Origin of the sequence: Embleya sp. NPDC050493 (genome assembly GCF_044458105.1) — a bacterium.
Classification (GTDB): domain Bacteria; phylum Actinomycetota; class Actinomycetes; order Streptomycetales; family Streptomycetaceae; genus Embleya.
Map to the genome: position 1 here is coordinate 123224 of NZ_JBITHP010000013.1, position 16791 is coordinate 140014.

10 protein-coding genes are annotated in these 16791 nt (G+C 72.5%); 7 read left to right on the forward strand and 3 right to left on the reverse strand.

The genetic code is table 11. The features are described from left to right. From ACIBM5_RS24655 to ACIBM5_RS24665, 3 genes are all read left to right on the forward strand, one after another. On the forward strand, window positions 1-4484 hold a 4484-nt coding region (locus tag ACIBM5_RS24655; protein WP_396008795.1), incomplete at its 5' end, for a hypothetical protein. Next, window positions 4477-7080 (forward strand): right-handed parallel beta-helix repeat-containing protein, encoded by a 2604-nt coding sequence (locus tag ACIBM5_RS24660; RefSeq protein ID WP_396008796.1) that lies wholly within the window; start codon window positions 4477-4479, stop codon window positions 7078-7080. The genes ACIBM5_RS24655 and ACIBM5_RS24660, both read left to right, overlap by 8 nt. A gap of 29 nt (window positions 7081-7109) precedes the next feature. Further along, on the forward strand, window positions 7110-8276 hold the full coding sequence (locus ACIBM5_RS24665) for a hypothetical protein (RefSeq protein ID WP_391587762.1): 1167 nt from the start codon (window positions 7110-7112) through the stop codon (window positions 8274-8276). Window positions 8277-8393: 117 nt separating this feature from the next. Here ACIBM5_RS24665 and ACIBM5_RS24670 read toward each other — a convergent pair whose 3' ends face one another. After that, window positions 8394-10214: a serine/threonine-protein kinase gene (locus ACIBM5_RS24670; protein WP_396008797.1), complete on the reverse strand. Its 1821-nt coding sequence runs from the start codon at window positions 10212-10214 to the stop codon at window positions 8394-8396. A gap of 257 nt (window positions 10215-10471) precedes the next feature. Here ACIBM5_RS24670 and ACIBM5_RS24675 point away from each other — a divergent pair, with 257 nt between their 5' ends. The 3 genes from ACIBM5_RS24675 (at window position 10472) to ACIBM5_RS24685 (ending at window position 14235) form a co-directional block, all read left to right on the forward strand. Beyond that, a complete protein-coding gene (locus tag ACIBM5_RS24675) occupies window positions 10472-11965 on the forward strand; it encodes an MFS transporter (protein ID WP_396008798.1) in 1494 nt (497 codons plus the stop codon). Window positions 11966-12067: 102 nt separating this feature from the next. Then, window positions 12068-12682, forward strand: coding sequence for a TetR/AcrR family transcriptional regulator (locus ACIBM5_RS24680; RefSeq protein WP_396008799.1), 615 nt, complete (start codon window positions 12068-12070; stop codon window positions 12680-12682). A 53-nt stretch (window positions 12683-12735) separates the two neighbouring features. Next, a complete protein-coding gene (locus tag ACIBM5_RS24685; protein ID WP_396008800.1) occupies window positions 12736-14235 on the forward strand; it encodes an MFS transporter in 1500 nt (499 codons plus the stop codon). Between the two features lie 72 nt (window positions 14236-14307). Here ACIBM5_RS24685 and ACIBM5_RS24690 read toward each other — a convergent pair whose 3' ends face one another. Together ACIBM5_RS24690 and ACIBM5_RS24695 are read right to left on the reverse strand one after the other, a co-directional pair. Further along, a complete protein-coding gene (locus ACIBM5_RS24690; protein WP_396008801.1) occupies window positions 14308-15003 on the reverse strand; it encodes a glycerophosphodiester phosphodiesterase in 696 nt (231 codons plus the stop codon). Between the two features lie 61 nt (window positions 15004-15064). Then, on the reverse strand, window positions 15065-15670 hold the full coding sequence (locus tag ACIBM5_RS24695) for a TetR/AcrR family transcriptional regulator (protein ID WP_396008802.1): 606 nt from the start codon (window positions 15668-15670) through the stop codon (window positions 15065-15067). 226 nt (window positions 15671-15896) lie between these two features. On the opposite strand from ACIBM5_RS24695, the gene ACIBM5_RS24700 reads away from it, so the two are divergent. Further along, window positions 15897-16688, forward strand: a complete 792-nt coding sequence (locus ACIBM5_RS24700) for an SDR family oxidoreductase (protein ID WP_396008803.1) — start codon at window positions 15897-15899, stop codon at window positions 16686-16688. Window positions 16689-16791: the final 103 nt, after the last annotated feature.

Consider the following 16791-nt stretch of genomic DNA (forward strand, 5'->3'; position numbering starts at 1 on the left):
CCGTCGACGGCGGCGGCTACCGCATCACCGAACCCGGCAGCGGCCAATCCACCCGCTACACCGGCAACGGCCGCATCGCCGAACACGGCATCGCCCTCCAGGGCGCCGGCGAAGCCCACTTCATCACTCACGGCGATGTGCTCACCGACATCCACGGCAACCCCGTCACCGGTGTCGACGTCACCGCCGTCAACGGCGGCGGCTACCGCATCACCGAACCCGGCAGCGGCCAGACCACCCGCTACCGCGCCGACGGAAGCGCCGCCGAACACGGCATCGCCCTGGGTGGTCCCGGCGAGGGCCACTTCGTGGTGTTCCGCGACAACCGGCCCCCGGTACTCACCGACGTGCACGGCAAGCCGATCACCCACCAGACCCTGACCCGGATCGACAACGGCTACCGGGTGACCGACCCCGCGAACGGCAACTCCGTCCGCTACGCCGGCAACGGCACAGTGCTCGACCGGGGGTTGGCCCTGAACGAACTCGGCGAGCCCCGCTTCATCGTCGGCGGCGACACCGGCCACGTGCTCACCGACGTACACGGCAACCCCGTCGCCGGCGTCGAGATCACCCCGCTCACCGGCGGCGGCTACCGGGTCACCGAACCGGTCGGCGGCCACAGCACCCGCTACACCGCGGACGGCTGGGTCGCCGAACACGGCATCGCACTCGGCGGCCCCGGCGAAGCCCGTTTCGTGGTCGGCGAGGGCGCCGGGCGCAGCGTCACCGACATGCACGGCGCGCCGGTCGGCGACCGCAACCTCACCGGCGTCGACAACGGCTTCCGGGTCACCGACCCCGCCACCGGCCACTCGGTGCGCTACGACACCACGACCGGCGCCTTCGAACGCGGCACCCTGCTCGGCGGCGCGGGTGAGCCGCGCTTCGTCGTCGCCCGTGGCGACGCCGACCACATCCTCACCGACATGCACGGCACCCGCGTCGCCGACGTCGAGGTCGCCGCGCTCGACGGCGGCGGCTTCCGGGTCACCGAGCCGGTGAGTGGCCGGTCCACCCGCTATCTCGCCGATGGTTCGATCGCCGACCACGGCATCGCCGTCGGCGGCCCCGGCGAGGCGCGCTTCGTGGTCGGCGACGACACGAACCGGGTCCTCACCGACGTGCACGGCACCCGGGTCACCGATCGCCACATTTCCAGCGTCGACAACGGCTTCCGGGTCACCGACCCCGCCACCGGCCACTCGGTGCGCTACGACACCACGACCGGCACCTTCGAACACGGCACCGCGCTGGGCGGTACCGGCGGGACGAGGTTCGTGGCGGGCGACACCCTCACCGACCTGCACGGCACCCCGCTCCCCCCGGAGCAACGACTCACCCGGCTCACCGACACCAACGGCGCGCACACCGGCTACCGGGTCGAGGTCGTGCACCCGAACACCGTGCGCAACGGCGAGTTCCACGAGTTCGGGGTGAACGGAAACGTCACCCGCGAGGGCTTCAACGTGCTCGACGACGGTCGACTGACCAAACATCAGTACATCGTCGACCACACCGGACCGACACCCACCTGGCGCCAGGATTTCCGGCCCGGTCGGACCGCCGATCGGGGATTCACCCCCAACGACTTCCAACACGGCACGGTGGACCTGCACGGCGCCGCCAACGGTCGGATCCAACTCAAGTCGAACACCCCGGGGAAGGCGGTCGTCTTCGAACGCCGGCTGCTGCCGAACGGGCACACGCTCGACGCGTTCCGGCGTACCGACCTCAACGGCTTCGGCGCGTTCAGCCAACGCACCAAGTGGGTCGAGTGGGGCACCGACGGTGTCCCACTGGACCGGGGTTCGCGCAGGTTCGACACGTCCGGCTTCGGCTACACGGACGTCAACGAGCGCTTCGTCACGGTGCGTGAATTCCGGGACACGCTCCAGAAGTTCGGCGATCGGGCCGGACACACGCTGGGCGTCAAGGGTGCCGACGGCTGGACCTGGCATCGCTACGACGGCGCGAGCCGGGAACTGGCGAGCGGTCCGCGTACCCCGCACCGCGACGGCGGCTGGAGCGACCGGCACGGGCCGGCGGCCGGCACACACGCCGGGGAGGTGGTCCAGAAGCAGTGGGGTCCGATGCACCGGACCGACCATGCCCGGCACTACCTCGAACACCCGCTGGACAACGCGGGCATCCGCAAGGCGTCCTGGGACGAGCACTCGCCGCAGGGCAAGGAGACCGGCAAGCACGAGGTCAAGGCGGACGGCTCGACGTTCACCACGACCCGCATCTCCGAGCAGCGTCCGCCCCAGTGGGCCCGCAAGTGGCTGAGCAACCACCGGGTCGAGCCCACCGGCACCCACTCGTTCCTCGCCTCCGACACCCGCTACCAGGTGTTCACGTGGGAGAAGTCGGTCCCCGGCGCGGACGGACAGCTGGTCCCGGACAGCAGTGGCGTGCGCTTCGTCGGCGACGACGGCAGCTCCTTCGACATCCTGGCCGACGGCGGTTTCGCCCGCTCGCAGACCAAGTTGGCCGACGGTACGACGCTCAAGGTCGGCGACTCGGTGACGCCGCACCCCTCGTCCCCCGCCGGGGCGACCCCGTGGAGCCGGGGCGACGAGGTCGGCTACCGGCTGGAGACCCCCCACAACGGACCGGGCGAGGCGATCTGGCAGGACCTGCGTCCGGTGGTGGGCGCGGACGGCACCACCCGGTGGGCGGTGGTGCGCGAGGGCTTCCCGAACGGCAACGTCCGCCACTACACGACACCGGAGCCACCCGCTGCCGGGTCCACCGGCCACGCGGCCGACCCGCGCAGCGACTGGGTCGAGTACGACAGTCACGGATACGTGGCCGGCCGCAAGGACACCTGGCGGCTGGAGGGCGCCGAACCGGTCACGATCGTCGCGCGCGGCTCCTCGACCGCGCAGACCTGGCGGTGGGAACGCGTCAACGCCGCCGGGGAGGTCCAGGAGTCCGGCAAGCGTGTGCTCTTCCGCGGCGCGGACGACCCCAAGCTGCCGTTCGACGACTCGTTCCGGGACTTCGATGCGGCGAAGAACCTGGTGCGCGAGCGGCGCATGCTCGACAGCGGTCGGTACGTCGACTCGTCCCGACTCACCGGCACCGACGCCTGGACGTGGCAGAAGTACAACCGGGCCGGTGCGATCGTCCCGAGTGAGGGCGACCGGGTACGCAGTTGGTGGAACCCGAAGGCGGACAACGGCGCCGGTGCCTGGCAGGCGACCCCGCTCGACGGCAGGAACCTGCTCTTCCGCGACACGACGGTGAACGGCGGCGTGACGTCGGTGATCCACGAGACCCCGCCGCACATCACCGGCGCACCGGCGCGGGTGCGCGAGTACGGGCCGAACACGGGCGCCTCGCCGGAGACCGCCACCTGGAAGGAGTTCGACCACGGCACCACCGTTCGCACCCGCGAGGTCAAGACCACGCCCGAGGGGCGCAACCACTACCTGGAGACGGACGCGTGGCGCGGCCAGTGGCGGCGCTACAACGAGAACGGCGTCCTGCTGGCCCGGCGCACCGACGGCGGTGCGGTGATCGTCAACGACTCGCTGAACCGGTGGCGGGTGATCGGCAGCGAGTACGACTTCCGCGGCCAGGTGACCGAGGTGCGCGGCTGGGTACGGCGCATCCGCGAGGGTCAGCGCATGCCGTGGTCGGGCAGCCCCCTCGGCATCGACGCGACGCGGTTCCGTTCGGCACTGGCCGGGCTCCCGGGCATCTCGCCCACCGGTACCGGCGCCATCACCCTGGCCGAGGCCGCCTACCAGAGCTACGGGAAGTCGGTCCTGGTCAAGAAGCTCGCGCTGGAGTTCGCCCAGGAGTTCGCGATCGAGTTCACCGCGAACATCGTCGTGGCCGACATCAACGCCAAGGCCCAGGGCAAGACCCTGGCGGAAACCGACTGGCAGAAGGCCGCGCTGAACGCGGCGGTGGGCGGCGTGGTCAAGGGCGGCGTGGGCGCCTTCGTGCACGAGAACAGGATGGACGGCTTCCGCAAGCTCGGCGACTTCAAGAGCGGCTACGGCAACATCGACGGCGGCAAGCACTGGAACCGGCGGCCGGGCAACCACGACAAGACGTGGGCCAACGAGTGGGCGGGCAACGAGACCGCGGTGCGCTGGCGCAGCGGCACCTACGACTTCGGCTACAGCGCCGGCGTCGGCCTGTTGGCCGGTCTGGTCAACGGCAGCATCAACGCGAGCGTGTTCGGCGTCAAGGACGCCGACGGCGTCACCCACAAGCTCTCCGGCTGGGAGGCGCTGGGGGACGGTGCGATCTCGTCGTTGTCCGGCGTGATCAGCACCGGCAGCGTCTCGCTCGCCCGCATCGGTTTCCTCAACGCCGCCGGCGGCCGGTTCTTCCACCGCCAGGGGGTCACCGAGTTCCTGCTCAACATCGGCTTCAAGATCGGCGAAAAGATGTTCAACGGGTGGCTGTTGCCGCAGGTACGCGCGGGAATCAACCCGGATTGGTACCGACACAAGGATGCGTAGCGCACAGATGTCGAGCGTCGACCGTCGAGCGACCGGCTCCACCGCGCCGGATGTCCGGGTGGCCGCCAAGGGCCGGGGCACGCATCGCCGGATCGCGGACGCGGTCCGCGCCGCCGCCCCCGGTGCGACCGTGCTGATCGCGGCCGGTCACTACACCGAATCGCTGGTGCTGGACCGGCCGGTGACGCTGTGCCCGGAACCGGGCGGCGGCGAGGTGGTGGTGACCGCGAGCGCGGAGGGCCCGGCGGTCACCGTCGAGGCGGCGGACTGCGTGGTGCGCGGGCTGGGCCTGCACGGCGCGGGCACCGATGCGCCGGCGGTCAGCGTGGGTCCGGGCGCCGGTCTGATCCTGGCCGACTGCGCGGTCACCGGCGGCCGGATCGAGGTGCGCGGCGGGCCGGATCGGGACGCGGAGGACGGCGGAGATCCGGACCTGGACGCGCCGCCGACGGCCGGCGGCACCACCTCGGCGCTGCTGCTCACCGGCACCCGCATCGGCGGCGCGCGGCTCGCGGGCCTGCATGTGTCCGGTGACGCGCGGGCCCGGGTCGAGGATGTCGAGGTGAGCGCGATCGAGGGCACCGGGATCGTGGTGTCGGGCAGCGCCCGGGTGGGCATCACGCGGCTGCGTCTGGACGCCACGTCCGGCTCCGGGATCCGGTTGCGCGGGCGGGCGATGTTGCGCCTGAGCGATTCGGTGCTGAACGGCTGCGGGCGGGTCGGGCTGCTCCTGGAGGACGCCTCCTCGGCGGTGGCCGGCGAGAGCCGGGTCAGCGCGCCGGGGGCGGCCGGCATCCGGCTCGGCGGCAGCGCCCGGGCCGAGTTGACCGACTGCCGGATCCTGGACGCGGCCGCGGCCGGGATCGTGCTCGACGGCTCCGCGCGGGTGGTCGCGCAGGGCTGCGCGGTGCGCCGCTCGGCGACCAACGGCGTGCTGCTCACCGAGGGCGCGGGCGCCGACCTGTCCGACTGTCGCATCCTCGACTCCGGCTACGGCGCGGTCCACGCGGCCGGCACCGCCGTGCTCAAGCTGGCCGACTGCCGGGTGCGGGGCACGCCCGAACACGGCGTGCACACCACGGACACCGCCCGGGCCGAACTGACCGACTGCACCGTCTCGGCCGCGGCGATGACCGGGATCTCGGTCACCGGCCGCTCCTCCGCGGCACTTTCCGGCTGCCTGGTCGCGGAGACCGCGACCGGGATCGGGATCGGTTCGCCGACCGGATCGCGGGTGTCCGGGTGCACGGTGCGCTCGGCCGGGCGGACCGGGATCGAGGTCACCGGCGAGGGCGTCGCCGAGTTGACCGGCAATCGGGTCACCGGGGCGGGGGCCGCGGGCATCGTGTTCGACGCGGGTTCGCGCGCCGAGTTGGCCGGCGGCTCGATCGAGGACTGCACCGGCTCGGGCCTGGTGGTGTGGACCGGCGCCCGGCCGAACGTGCACGGCCTGCGGATCGAACGGCCGGGCAAGAACGGCCTGTACGTCGCCGAGCAGGCCGGCGGCACCTTCACCGGGTGCGACGTGATCGGCGCCGGCTATGCCGCGCTGCACGTGGGCGGCGGCGCGGATCCGCTGTTCCGCCGCTGCCGGGTGCGCGAGTGCGCCGACGCGTTGAGCACCGAGCCGGACGCCGCGCCGGTGTTCGACGACTGCGATCCGGCGCTCGGCGGGATCGCCGCCGCGCAGCCCGCGACCGCCGCGGCCGCGGGTGCCGCACCGGGTCCGGCCGCCGCCGCGCCCACCCCGGAACTGCCCGACGTGGTCGAGGAGAGCCTGCCCGACCTGCTCGCCGAACTCGGCGAACTGGTCGGCCTGGACGGCGTCAAGCGCGATGTCGCGTCGATGGCCAAGCTGATGCAGACGGTCCGGCTCCGGGTCGAGGCCGGGTTGCCCGCGCCGCCGCTGAGCCGGCACCTGGTCTTCGCCGGCAACCCGGGCACCGGCAAGACCACGGTGGCCCGGCTGTACGGCCGGCTGCTCAAGGCCCTGGGCCTGCTCGGTCACGGACACCTGGTCGAGGTCGACCGCAGTGCGCTGGTCGGCGAGTACGTCGGCCACACCGGGCCCAAGACCGCCGCCGCGTTCAACCGGGCGATCGGCGGTGTGTTGTTCATCGACGAGGCGTACTCGTTGTCGCCGCTCGCGGGCGGCAACGACTTCGGCTCCGAGGCGATCGCCACGCTGGTGAAGCTGATGGAGGATCACCGCGACGACGTCGTGGTGATCGCCGCGGGCTATCCCGACGACATGGACCGCTTCGTGTCCTCCAACCCGGGTCTGGCCTCGCGGTTCACCCGGACCCTGCTGTTCGAGGACTACGACGCCGAGCAGCTCGTGGCCATCGTCGAGCACCAGGCGGAGCGCCACCGCTACGAACTGACCCCCGCCGCACGCACCGAACTGCTCGCCCTGTTCGCCGGGATGACTCGCGGCGGCGGCTTCGGCAACGGGCGCTCGGCCCGGCAGGCGTTCCAGGAGATGACGGAACGTCAGGCCGGTCGGGTCGCCGAACTCGACAACCCCGACGCGGCACAACTGATCGCCCTGGAGGTCGCGGATCTGCCCGCGTCCCTGGCAGGCGCGACCGCGTGAGCACCCTCCCCCCAACACCTGGAGTCCTCGTGTCCGCCAACAACCGCCCACGCAACGGTGGTTCGCCCGACGACCGGAACGGCTTCGCGGCCACCTTCGCCCGCCGGCCCGGCACCGGCGCCCGCGGCCCGGTGCCCGGCGCGCGGGTCTGGGGCACCCTCGGCGGCGCCGCGGCGCTGACCACCGGCGCCATCGTGCTGGTGCCGCTGCTGGCCGCCCCCGGTGCGGCCTCGCACTCGCGTCGCGACGTCGCGCACGTCGCGGCGAACGCCGCGCTGCCCGGCACACCCGCCGGTTGGGGTACCCCGGGCAGCGCCGAACCGGCCCCCGTCGAGGGGGTTCCGGTGGGCCCGGACGGCACGCCCGTGCCGCAGGGCCCGCCCGGCGGCGCACCGGTGGGCTACCCGCCGGTCGGTGGTTCGGGCACCGGGTCGGGTGGTTCGGTGCAGTACAACAACGGCTCCGGCGGCGGCGCGGCGGGTGGCGGGGGCGCGGTCGGCGGCGGCGGTGCCGGTGGTGGTGGCGCGGTCGGCGGCGGCACTCCGGGCGGCGGATCCGTCCCGGGCATCCCGGCGACGAACGCCGGCGGCGGAACGTCACCGGCCCGTCCGCCCGTTCCCCCGGCGAGCACCCCGGCCAAGCCGCCGATCGCGCCTGCCCAGGGCCCGCAGATGGTCTACAACGGCTACGCGGGCCTGGGTTGCTCGAACTCGGGCGCCGGGTTCCGGGTGCAGGGCGAGTACAGCGACGGCAAGGAGGGTTGGTACAAGGTCGGCAGCGGCGGGCTGGGCACGGCCGGGTGCGGGGACGACTTCTGGGCGATCCCGATGTCCGGTTCCAAGACCAAGGACGACCCCAGCGTCGCGGCCGTGTGGACCTGGAACGCCGGTGCCAAGGCCAAGAGTTGCTCGGTGCAGGTGTATGTCCCCGGCGGTTCGACCTGGCGCGACGCGGCCGGCAAGCCCGCGTTCTACCAGGTGTTGGACACCGACAGCGGCTCCGCTCCGGTCCGGTCCACCTTCACCGTCGACCAGACCGCGCACCGAGGCGCCTGGATCCAGGGTGTGAGCCTGCCGGTCAAGGACGGCAAGGTCGTGCTGCGGATGGTCAACCGGGGCGAGGACTGGGTCGGCCCGACCAAGAACTACGCACACCTGGCGGCGGGGCAGGCGCGGGTGCTCTGCTACGACCGCTGAACCGGCGACCGCCTGCGCCGGCCGGACCGTTCGCGGACCCGGCCGGCGTTCGGCCGCCCGCCCTCCCGGGCGTGCGAAAGAGGCCCTTCCGGACTTTCCGGAAGGGCCTCCCGTCGCTCACCGGGGATACATCTTGACGACCTTGCCGTTCAGGTCGGCCCGCAGATAGCCGCCTCCGTAGTCGTCGCTCACGTAGACCTTCAACGCCGGTACCCGGTCGGTCAGCCCCATGTCCAGGATGACGTAGCGGTTCTTGGGCGCCGTGATGCCCAGTTCCTTGTCGGCCTTGGCGATCAGGGCCGGGAGCGCATCCCAGTTGACCTTCGTGAGGTCGATGGTCTTGTCGTCCCGGTCGGTTCCGGAGCCGGCGTCCTTCGTGGTGACGCCGTCGCGGTACGAGAACCGGTCGTACAGGCGGGCGTCGCCGGCTGTGGGTGCCTTCACCGACGCGAACTTGTCGTGCACGCTGAAGTCCTTGACCCTGGTGCCCCCGATCGTCGGGGCCATCGCCTCGATCACGCCGCGGATGGCGGTCGGGGTGAGCAGGTTCTCCGTATCCGCGGCGGGTTTGCCGGTGCGCGTCGCCGACGGCCGGATCGGCGTCTCGTCCACCGGGTCCACCGGCGCGTTCGGTGACCGGGTGGGGCTCGCGCTGTTCGTGGCTGCCGGCTTCTTGCCGGGGCCGGCCGCGTTCGCGTCCCGATCCGAATCCGAGCCGTCGAACTGGGACACCAGGACCACCGCGACCAGGGCCCCGACCAGGGCGGTGCCGACCGCCGAGCCGGTGATGATCCGGATCCGGTGCGCGCGCAGCCGGTCCGGCGAGCCGGGTTCGGCCGGGGTGAACGGCGTGCCGTAGGGCGAGGAGGGCGGGGCGGACGGTGGTGGCGGGGTCGAAGACGCTTTCCGGGAACCGGAGTTCGCTTCGGCGCCGACCCGGTCCGCGCCCGACCAGGCCGGTCCGGTGTCGGCAGGGCCGCCGTCCGCCGCTCCGCCCGCTGCCGCGCGACCGCCGCCGAGGTCGGCAGGCTGCCAGGCGAGGGCGTCCGCGACCGGCAGTGCCGACGTGGTGTGCTGCGACGAGGGCCGGCCGGTCGGCTCACCGGCCGCCGCGGCCAACAGCCGGTCCAGGTGCGCCGCGTCCGGGCGGGCCGCGGGGTCGCGGACCAACAGCGCGTCCAGGACCGGGGCCAGCGCGCCCGCGCGGGTCGGCGGCGGCACCGTCTCGGTCAGCACCGCGGCGAGCGTGGCCAGGCTGGTCGCCCGGCGCAGCGGATGTTGTCCCTCCACCGCGACGTACAACATCATCCCGAGCGACCACAGGTCGGACGCGGCGTTGTCCTCCTCGCCGCGGATGCGCTCGGGTGCGATGTACTCGGGCGAGCCGATCAGGTCGCCGGTCGCGGTCAGGCTCGTCGACTCGCGCAGCGCGGCGATGCCGAAGTCGGTCAACACCGGACTGCCGTCGGCGCGCAACAGCACATTGCCCGGCTTGACGTCGCGGTGATGGATCCCGGCCGCGTGTGCCGCGCTCAGCGCGGACAACACCCCCCGGCCGATCGCGGCGGCCTCGGCGGGCCCGATCGGGCCGCTCGTCAGCCGGTCGTGCAGCGAGCCTCCGGGGACCAGTTCCATCACCAGCCACGGGTGCGGAACCTCGGCGGCGTCCACGATGTGATGGATCGTCACCACATTGGGGTGGTTCAGCCGCGCCAACGACCTGGCCTCGCGCAGCACCCGCTCGCGCAACATCCGCGCGGCGGTCGGGTCGTCCTCCAACAGCGCCGGGTCGGGCGGCCGGACCTCCTTGAGCGCCACCTCGCGTTCCAGGGCCAGATCGCGAGCCCGCCAGACCAAGCCCATGCCGCCACCACCGAGCCGCTCCAGCAACTCGAAGCGGCCGTCGATCACGCGTCTGCCAGGTATACCCGGGGTCATGCGGCACACCCTACAAATCCGGACTCCCATCCCGGCAATCGGCGGCCGGATCGTGGGCAGATCCCTCGTCGGGAACCGAGTTCGGGTCGAGACTCGTCGCAGCGGGGGAAGCACGGAGCGCTCCCGATCCACGACGCACGGTCCGATCGACCGGATCCGAACCGGCCCACCCCGGCCGGCGGGGCCCGCTCCGACTCGGCCGGGAAACGTCCCGGATCGTCGTCGCCCGGTCCTGTCGGCCCCAGCCGGAAGGCATCATGGCACTCGATCGCACCGTCACCCCGGCGGGCACGTCCCGGACGCCCGCCCCGACCGGCGGATACCGCCGGTGGTTGCTGCTCGTCGTCGTGCTCGCCCAGTTACCCGTCGTCCTGGGGGCATCGCTGCCGGACACCGTGCCGGCGCCGTCGGCCGCCGATCTGCGCATCGATCCGGATGACATCGCGTGGGTCGGTCGCGCGCACCTGCTCGCCCTCGGTGCGCTGTTGCTGCCGGCCGGCCGACTCGCCGACCTCGTCGGCCCGCGCCGCACGTTCACCGTCGGGCTGATCGGCGTGGCCGGCGCCTCGCTCGTGGTCGGCACCGCCGGCGGACCGGGCCCGCTGTTCGCCGGTAGGGCGCTCCAGGGCGGCTTCGGCGCACTCGTGCTCACCGCCGGCCCGGCCCTGCTCACCGCCACCTTCACCGACCGCGCCGAACGCCGCTGGGCACTGGGCGTGTACGCCGGCGTCGCCGCGGCGGGCGGCGGCCTGGGCGTGCTCGTGGCCGGCGCGTCCACGGCGAACGGCTACTGGCGGGTACTGCCGTGTGCGCAGGCGGTCCTGCTCGTCGCCCTCGCTCTCGGCACGCTTCGGCTGTTCGCCCGGCATCCCGAGCCGGCCCGCGTCCGGATCCCGGGTCTCGACCTGCCGGCCGTGTTCGCCGCGACGACCGGCGTGGGTTGCGTGCTGTACGGCTGCCTGCGGTTCGAGACGCACGGTGGGCGGGACACCACGACATGGCTGTTCCTGGCCGCCGGCGGCATCCTGTCGGCCGTGTTCGTCCGTCGGCAGACGCTCGCGGTCGGCCCGCTGCTGCCGCCGCGGATCGTGCTGAACCGCGATCGCGGCGCGGCGTTGCTCGGCCTCGCGGTGTGCGGCATCGCCATCACCGTGACGGTTCGCTTCGTGACGATCCATCTGCGCAGCGGCGGCCCGGGGTTCACCGACTCCCAGGTGGGGCCCCGGTTGTTGCCGCTGGTGTTGCCGCTGCTGCTCACCGCGCCACTCGCGGCCGGCCTCCTGCTCCGCCGCTTCGGCGCCAAGACGATCGTGCCGATCGCCCTGGGCCTGTGCTGTGTCGGCTTCGTGCTGTTGTACGCGGTGGACCACAACAGTTCGTACCCGACGAACGTGGTCCCGGCGCTGCTCCTGATCGGATTCGGCGCCGGTCTGGCGTTCGGGCCCTGTGTGAGTGTGGCCGTGGACGGCGTCCGGGCGGTGGGGGCAGGCGCGGGAGCGACGGTCGGCGCGTATGTGCTCGGCGCCGCGATCGGGGTGTCCGTACTGGCCCGGGCCAGGGGGGACACGTTCCGGTTGAGCGGTGGCCCGAACTGGGACGGGAATCCGATGGTGCCGTCGACGGCCGGCGTGAGCGCCCGGCTCGTACCGGTGTACGAGTGGACCGGGGTGCTGCTCGTCCTCGCCCTGATGGCGACCGCCGTGCTCTTCTCGCCGCGCTCGCGCACGGTCGCCCCGGCGGAGGACGCCTGAGACCGAGGCACCCCGCCCCGGCTATCGAAACGCTTGCGTTTCGCTTCGTCGACCTCTAGCGTTATCGAAACGCCATCGTTTCGCCAACCGAGGTACGCGCGCATGCACACCGATTCGGCCGGGACCACCGACTCCGCACCCACCAACCGGCGTTCCCGGCTGACCCCCGAGCGCGAGGCCGAGATCCACGTGGCCACGCTCGACCTGCTCCGTACGACGGGCTACGCCGCCCTGACCATGGAGGCCGTCGCCGCGCGGGCCAAGGCCAGCAAGGCGACCCTGTACCGCCAGTGGCAGAGCAAGCCGCGCCTGGTCGCGGCTGCGCTGCGGCACAACAAGCGCATGTCCCTGGTCGGCCTGAACACCGGTTCGCTGCGGGGCGACCTGCACGAAACCGCGCGCCGGGTCGCGCACGGGGCGGCCCCCGACACCGCACTGCTCGCCGCCATGGCGCACGCCATCCTGGGTGACCCCGAACTGGGCCTGGCAGTAAGGGAAACCATCGTCGATCCCGAGGGCGTGGTGCTCGACCAAGTGATTGCCCGGGCAGTCGACCGCGGCGAAATCGCCCCGGACAACCCGGCGGTGGGCCTGCTGGCGCACCTGCTCATCGGTGCGGTGACCGGCCGGCCGCTGATCGAGGGCTGCATCGCCGACGAGGAATACCTGCACCGCTACATCGACGCCGTCGTGCTTCCGGTGCTGCGCCGGCCCTGACCCGCCGGCCGCCCGACGCGCATCTCCTTCCACTCGACAGGAGCAGCTTCGCCATGTCGCAAAGCACCGCCGCCTCCACCGTCGCTCCACCCGCCCCGGCCGGCTCCGGCCCCCTCCCCCGCCGTTGGTTGATCCTCGCGGTGATCGCGCTCGCGCAGGTCACCGTCGTCCTGGACGCCACGATCGTCAACATCGCCCTCCCCTCCGCACAACGGGATCTGGGCTTCTCCGACGGCAACCGGCAGTGGGTGGTCACCGCCTACGCCCTCGCGTTCGGCAGTCTGCTCCTGCTCGGCGGCCGGATCGCCGACCTGTTCGGCCGCCGAAACGCCTTCCTGATCGGCCTGTTCGGCTTCGCACTGGCCTCCGCCGCGGGTGGCGCCGCACCGAACTTCGAGGTTCTGGTCGCCGCCCGCGCGCTCCAGGGCGTCTTCGGCGCCCTGCTCGCGCCCGCCGCGCTGTCCCTGCTCACCACCACGTTCACCGATCCGGCCGAACGCGCCAAGGCGTTCGGCGTGTTCGGCGCCGTGGCCGGTGCGGGTGGTGGCGTCGGCCTGCTCCTGGGCGGCCTGCTGACCCAGCATCTCGACTGGCGCTGGTGCCTGTACGTCAACCTGATCCTGGCCGGAGCCGCCATCATCGGCGGTGTGCTCCTGCTCGGCAGGCACGAACCCGCCGCCGACCGCCCCCGCCTGGACCTCCCCGGCACACTGGCCGTCTCGTCCGGACTGTTCGCCCTCGTCTACGGCTTCTCCCGTGCGGAGAGCGACGGTTGGAGCGACCCGCTCACCTACGGCTGCCTCATCGCCGCCGTCGTGCTGTTGGCCGTGTTCACCCGGATCCAGAGCTCCGTCGCCAATCCGCTGCTGCCGCTTCGGGTCGTCGTCGACCGCGACCGGGGCGCCGCGCTGCTCGGCATGCTGATCTCCGGCGCCGGGATGTTCGGCATGTTCCTCTTCCTCACCTACTACATGCAGCAGACCCTGCACTACAGCCCGGTCCGGACCGGACTGTCGTTCCTGCCCATGGTGTTCGGCATCATGTTCACCGCGACCAGCGCAACCGTCGTGCTGCTGCCCCGGTTCGGTCCCAAGCCGATCGTGCCGACCGGAATGGGCCTGGCCGCTCTGGGACTTCTCTACCTGACCCGCCTGGACCTGGACAGCTCGTACGCCGGCGACCTGATGCCCGGCCTGATCGTGTTCGGCGCCGGCGTGGGACTGGTGATCGCGCCGTGCATGAGCGCAGCCACCTTCGGCGTCCGTGCGGAGGATTCCGGGGTGGCCTCCGCCGCGGTCAACACCGTGCAGCAGGTGGGTGGTTCGGTGGGAGTGGCGCTCCTGAGCACGCTGTCCGCCACGGCCGGATCCGACTACCTGAAGCACCGTCAACCCAGCCCGGAGGCCTTCGCCCACGCCGCACTGGAAAGCTACGCGACCGCCTACCGCTGGTCCGCCGCGTTCTTTGCGGTCGGCCTGGTCGTCACGGCCGTACTCTTCCGCCCCGGCGCCCCGAAAACCGACCCGGACGCGGCCCCCGTCGTGCACATGTGAACCCGCCCACCGGTCGGGGCGCACGACCACCGGGCGAAGCGGCGTTCCGGTCGGCCTTCGCTCGGCGGTCGCTCAGCCCTGCCGCTCCGCCAGCACGCCGAGCAGCCGACCGATGCGATTACTGATGATCATGTCCACGCCCATGTCCAGCAGCCGGCGCATCACCCGCGGTGAGTCCACCGTCCAGGCGCTCACCCCGTACCCGTCCGCATGGCAGCGGGCGACCGAGGCCGCGTCGTAGGCGCGCCAGCGCAGGTTGATGTACTCCGGCCGGAGGTCGCGCAGCACCGCCGCGTCCGGTACCCGGGCGAACGAGTCGCCGCTGAGCCCGATGTGCGCGTCCGCCGCGTGCTCGCGCACCCGGCCCATCGCGACCGGTCCACCGACGTACAGGATCTGTTCGTTCACGCCGTGCCGGGCGACCGCCTCGACCGCCGGTTCGGCCAGTTCGATCTCGCCGAAGTCGACCATCAACCCGCCCTTGGAGCCCTTGATCAGCTCCAACGCCTCGTCGAAGCTGGGCACCCGATACTTCCCGCGCCGGCCGATCTCGCGGACCTGAGCCAAGGTCAGCTCGCGCACGTGCGCGTTGCGCCACCACAATCGGCGCAGCGTCGCGTCGTGCAACAGCACCAGGTGCCCGTCCCGGGTGATCTCCAGGTCGATCTCGACCAGGTCGGCGCCCCGGTTCAGCGCGCTGGCCAACGACGGCAGAGTGTTCTCCCGAAAGCGCCGGGGGTCGCCTCGGTGGGCCACGGCCAGGGTCACGACAATCCTCTCGATCGGGGACCGGCGGGCACACCGTACACGCCGGCCGGCCGACCCTTCCTCATCGCCCGGAGCGGCCGTCCGGCGTGCCGAATCCGTGCAGCAGGGTGTCCACGATCCGGGTCGCGAGCACGTCGGCGTCCTCGCCCCGGTCGTCCTGGGCGGCCTCGTGGATCAGCGCGTAGTAGGCGCGTCGGGTCCAGTCCAGGTCGACGTCCGGCCGCAACAACCCGGTCTCGCGCGCCCGCCGGAAGAGCCGATCGCAGCGGTCGAGCACATCGGTGTGCACGTGCGCCACCTCCGGGTCGTCGGTGCGCAGCGCGTTCATCGCGAAGCCCCACGCGATTTTCACCCGCAGCACGTTCGCGGTCACCTGGTGGAGCGCGACCGCGGGGGGCGTGGCTTCCGGGCGAGCCGCGTTCACCGCGTCGTGGAACTGTCGGGTGGCCCAGCCGGTCATCGCCACGATCAATGCCTCGCGGGTCGCGAAGCGCCGATGCACCGTCGTCCTGGCCACCCCGGCGGCCTCCGCGATCTGCTCCATCGTCGCCGCCGGATTGGCGCTGAGCACTCGCTCCGCCGCCTCCAGGATCGCCCGTACGGTCCGCTCGGCGTCCGCTCGCAGCGGTCGCACCCGGTCACTGGCCCCGCCTGCCGTGGAAGTCACCCCCGAACTGTACGACAGAGTCGCCATTCCCTTCCTACTTGCGACATGAATGACGCATGTTCTAGATTAACGGCATCACACAAGCTTCATCTAAGCCGTGCGGTACCCACCTCATCGCGCGGCATCCGGCACATGCGCCACCCGGCTCGTTCGGCACCGGCTCGTTCGGTACTCGGCCGATACAGCGCGGCTCGGACCGCACCCACCCCGCGACAAAGGAGTCCCCATGGACCTGCGCCTCCACGACAAGACCGCCCTGGTGACCGGCGCAAGCCGAGGCATCGGCCTGGCGATCGTGTCCGCCCTCGTCGACGAGGGTGTGCGCGTCCTGGCCGCCGCCCGCACCATCACGCCGGAACTGGTCGCGACCGGCGCCCGGACGATGTCCGTCGACCTGGCCCGGCCCGACGGGCCGACCCGCCTCGCCGAACGCGCCGCCGCCGAGTTCCGCGGGCTGGACATCCTGGTCAACAACGTCGGCGGCGGCGATGCGGGCGGGAACGACCAGACCGGCGGCTTCCTGAGCTTCACCGACGAGCAGTGGCTGAACTCGTTCGAGCTGAACTTCCTGGCCGCCGTGCGTACCACCCGCGCCACGCTGCCCGCACTGATCGACGCGCGCGGCGCGATCGTGAACATCTCCTCGCTCGGCGCCCGGGCTCCGCACAGCGGACCGGTGCCGTACACCACCGCCAAGGCCGCGCTGACCGCGTTCGGCAAGGCCCTCGCCGAGGAGTTCGGCCCGCAGGGTGTGCGGGTCAACACGGTCTCCCCCGGCGCGGTGCGTACCGCGATGTGGGAGGCGCCGGACGGCTACGGCGCGCAACTGGCCGCGTCCATGGGCCTGTCCCACGAGCAGTTGCTCGCCGCCCTCCCCGGCGCGACCGGCATGGTCACCGGCCGCTTCGTCGAACCCGCCGAGGTGGCGAGCACCGTCGCCTATCTGGCCTCCCCGCTCGCCGGCAGCGTGACCGGCACCGACCACCTCGTGGACGGCGGTGCGCTCAAGGCCGCCTGAGTCGACGGGCCCTCCTCAAGACGGCCGAAAAGGTGCGACGGGGCCCTCCCCGAGGAGGGCCACGTCGCATCCGACACCGGCACCGGCGCGCCGGGTCCGTCCG

Excerpts from the sequence above, each read along its gene's own strand:
- ACIBM5_RS24685 (WP_396008800.1), top strand. The coding sequence starts at position 12,736 with ATGTCGCAAAGCACCGCCGCCTCCACCGTCGCTCCACCCGCCCCGGCC.
- ACIBM5_RS24675 (WP_396008798.1), top strand. The coding sequence starts at position 10,472 with ATGGCACTCGATCGCACCGTCACCCCGGCGGGCACGTCCCGGACGCCC.
- ACIBM5_RS24660 (WP_396008796.1), top strand. The coding sequence starts at position 4,477 with ATGCGTAGCGCACAGATGTCGAGCGTCGACCGTCGAGCGACCGGCTCC.
- ACIBM5_RS24680 (WP_396008799.1), top strand. The coding sequence starts at position 12,068 with ATGCACACCGATTCGGCCGGGACCACCGACTCCGCACCCACCAACCGG.
- ACIBM5_RS24700 (WP_396008803.1), top strand. The coding sequence starts at position 15,897 with ATGGACCTGCGCCTCCACGACAAGACCGCCCTGGTGACCGGCGCAAGC.
- ACIBM5_RS24670 (WP_396008797.1), bottom strand. The coding sequence starts at position 10,214 with ATGACCCCGGGTATACCTGGCAGACGCGTGATCGACGGCCGCTTCGAG.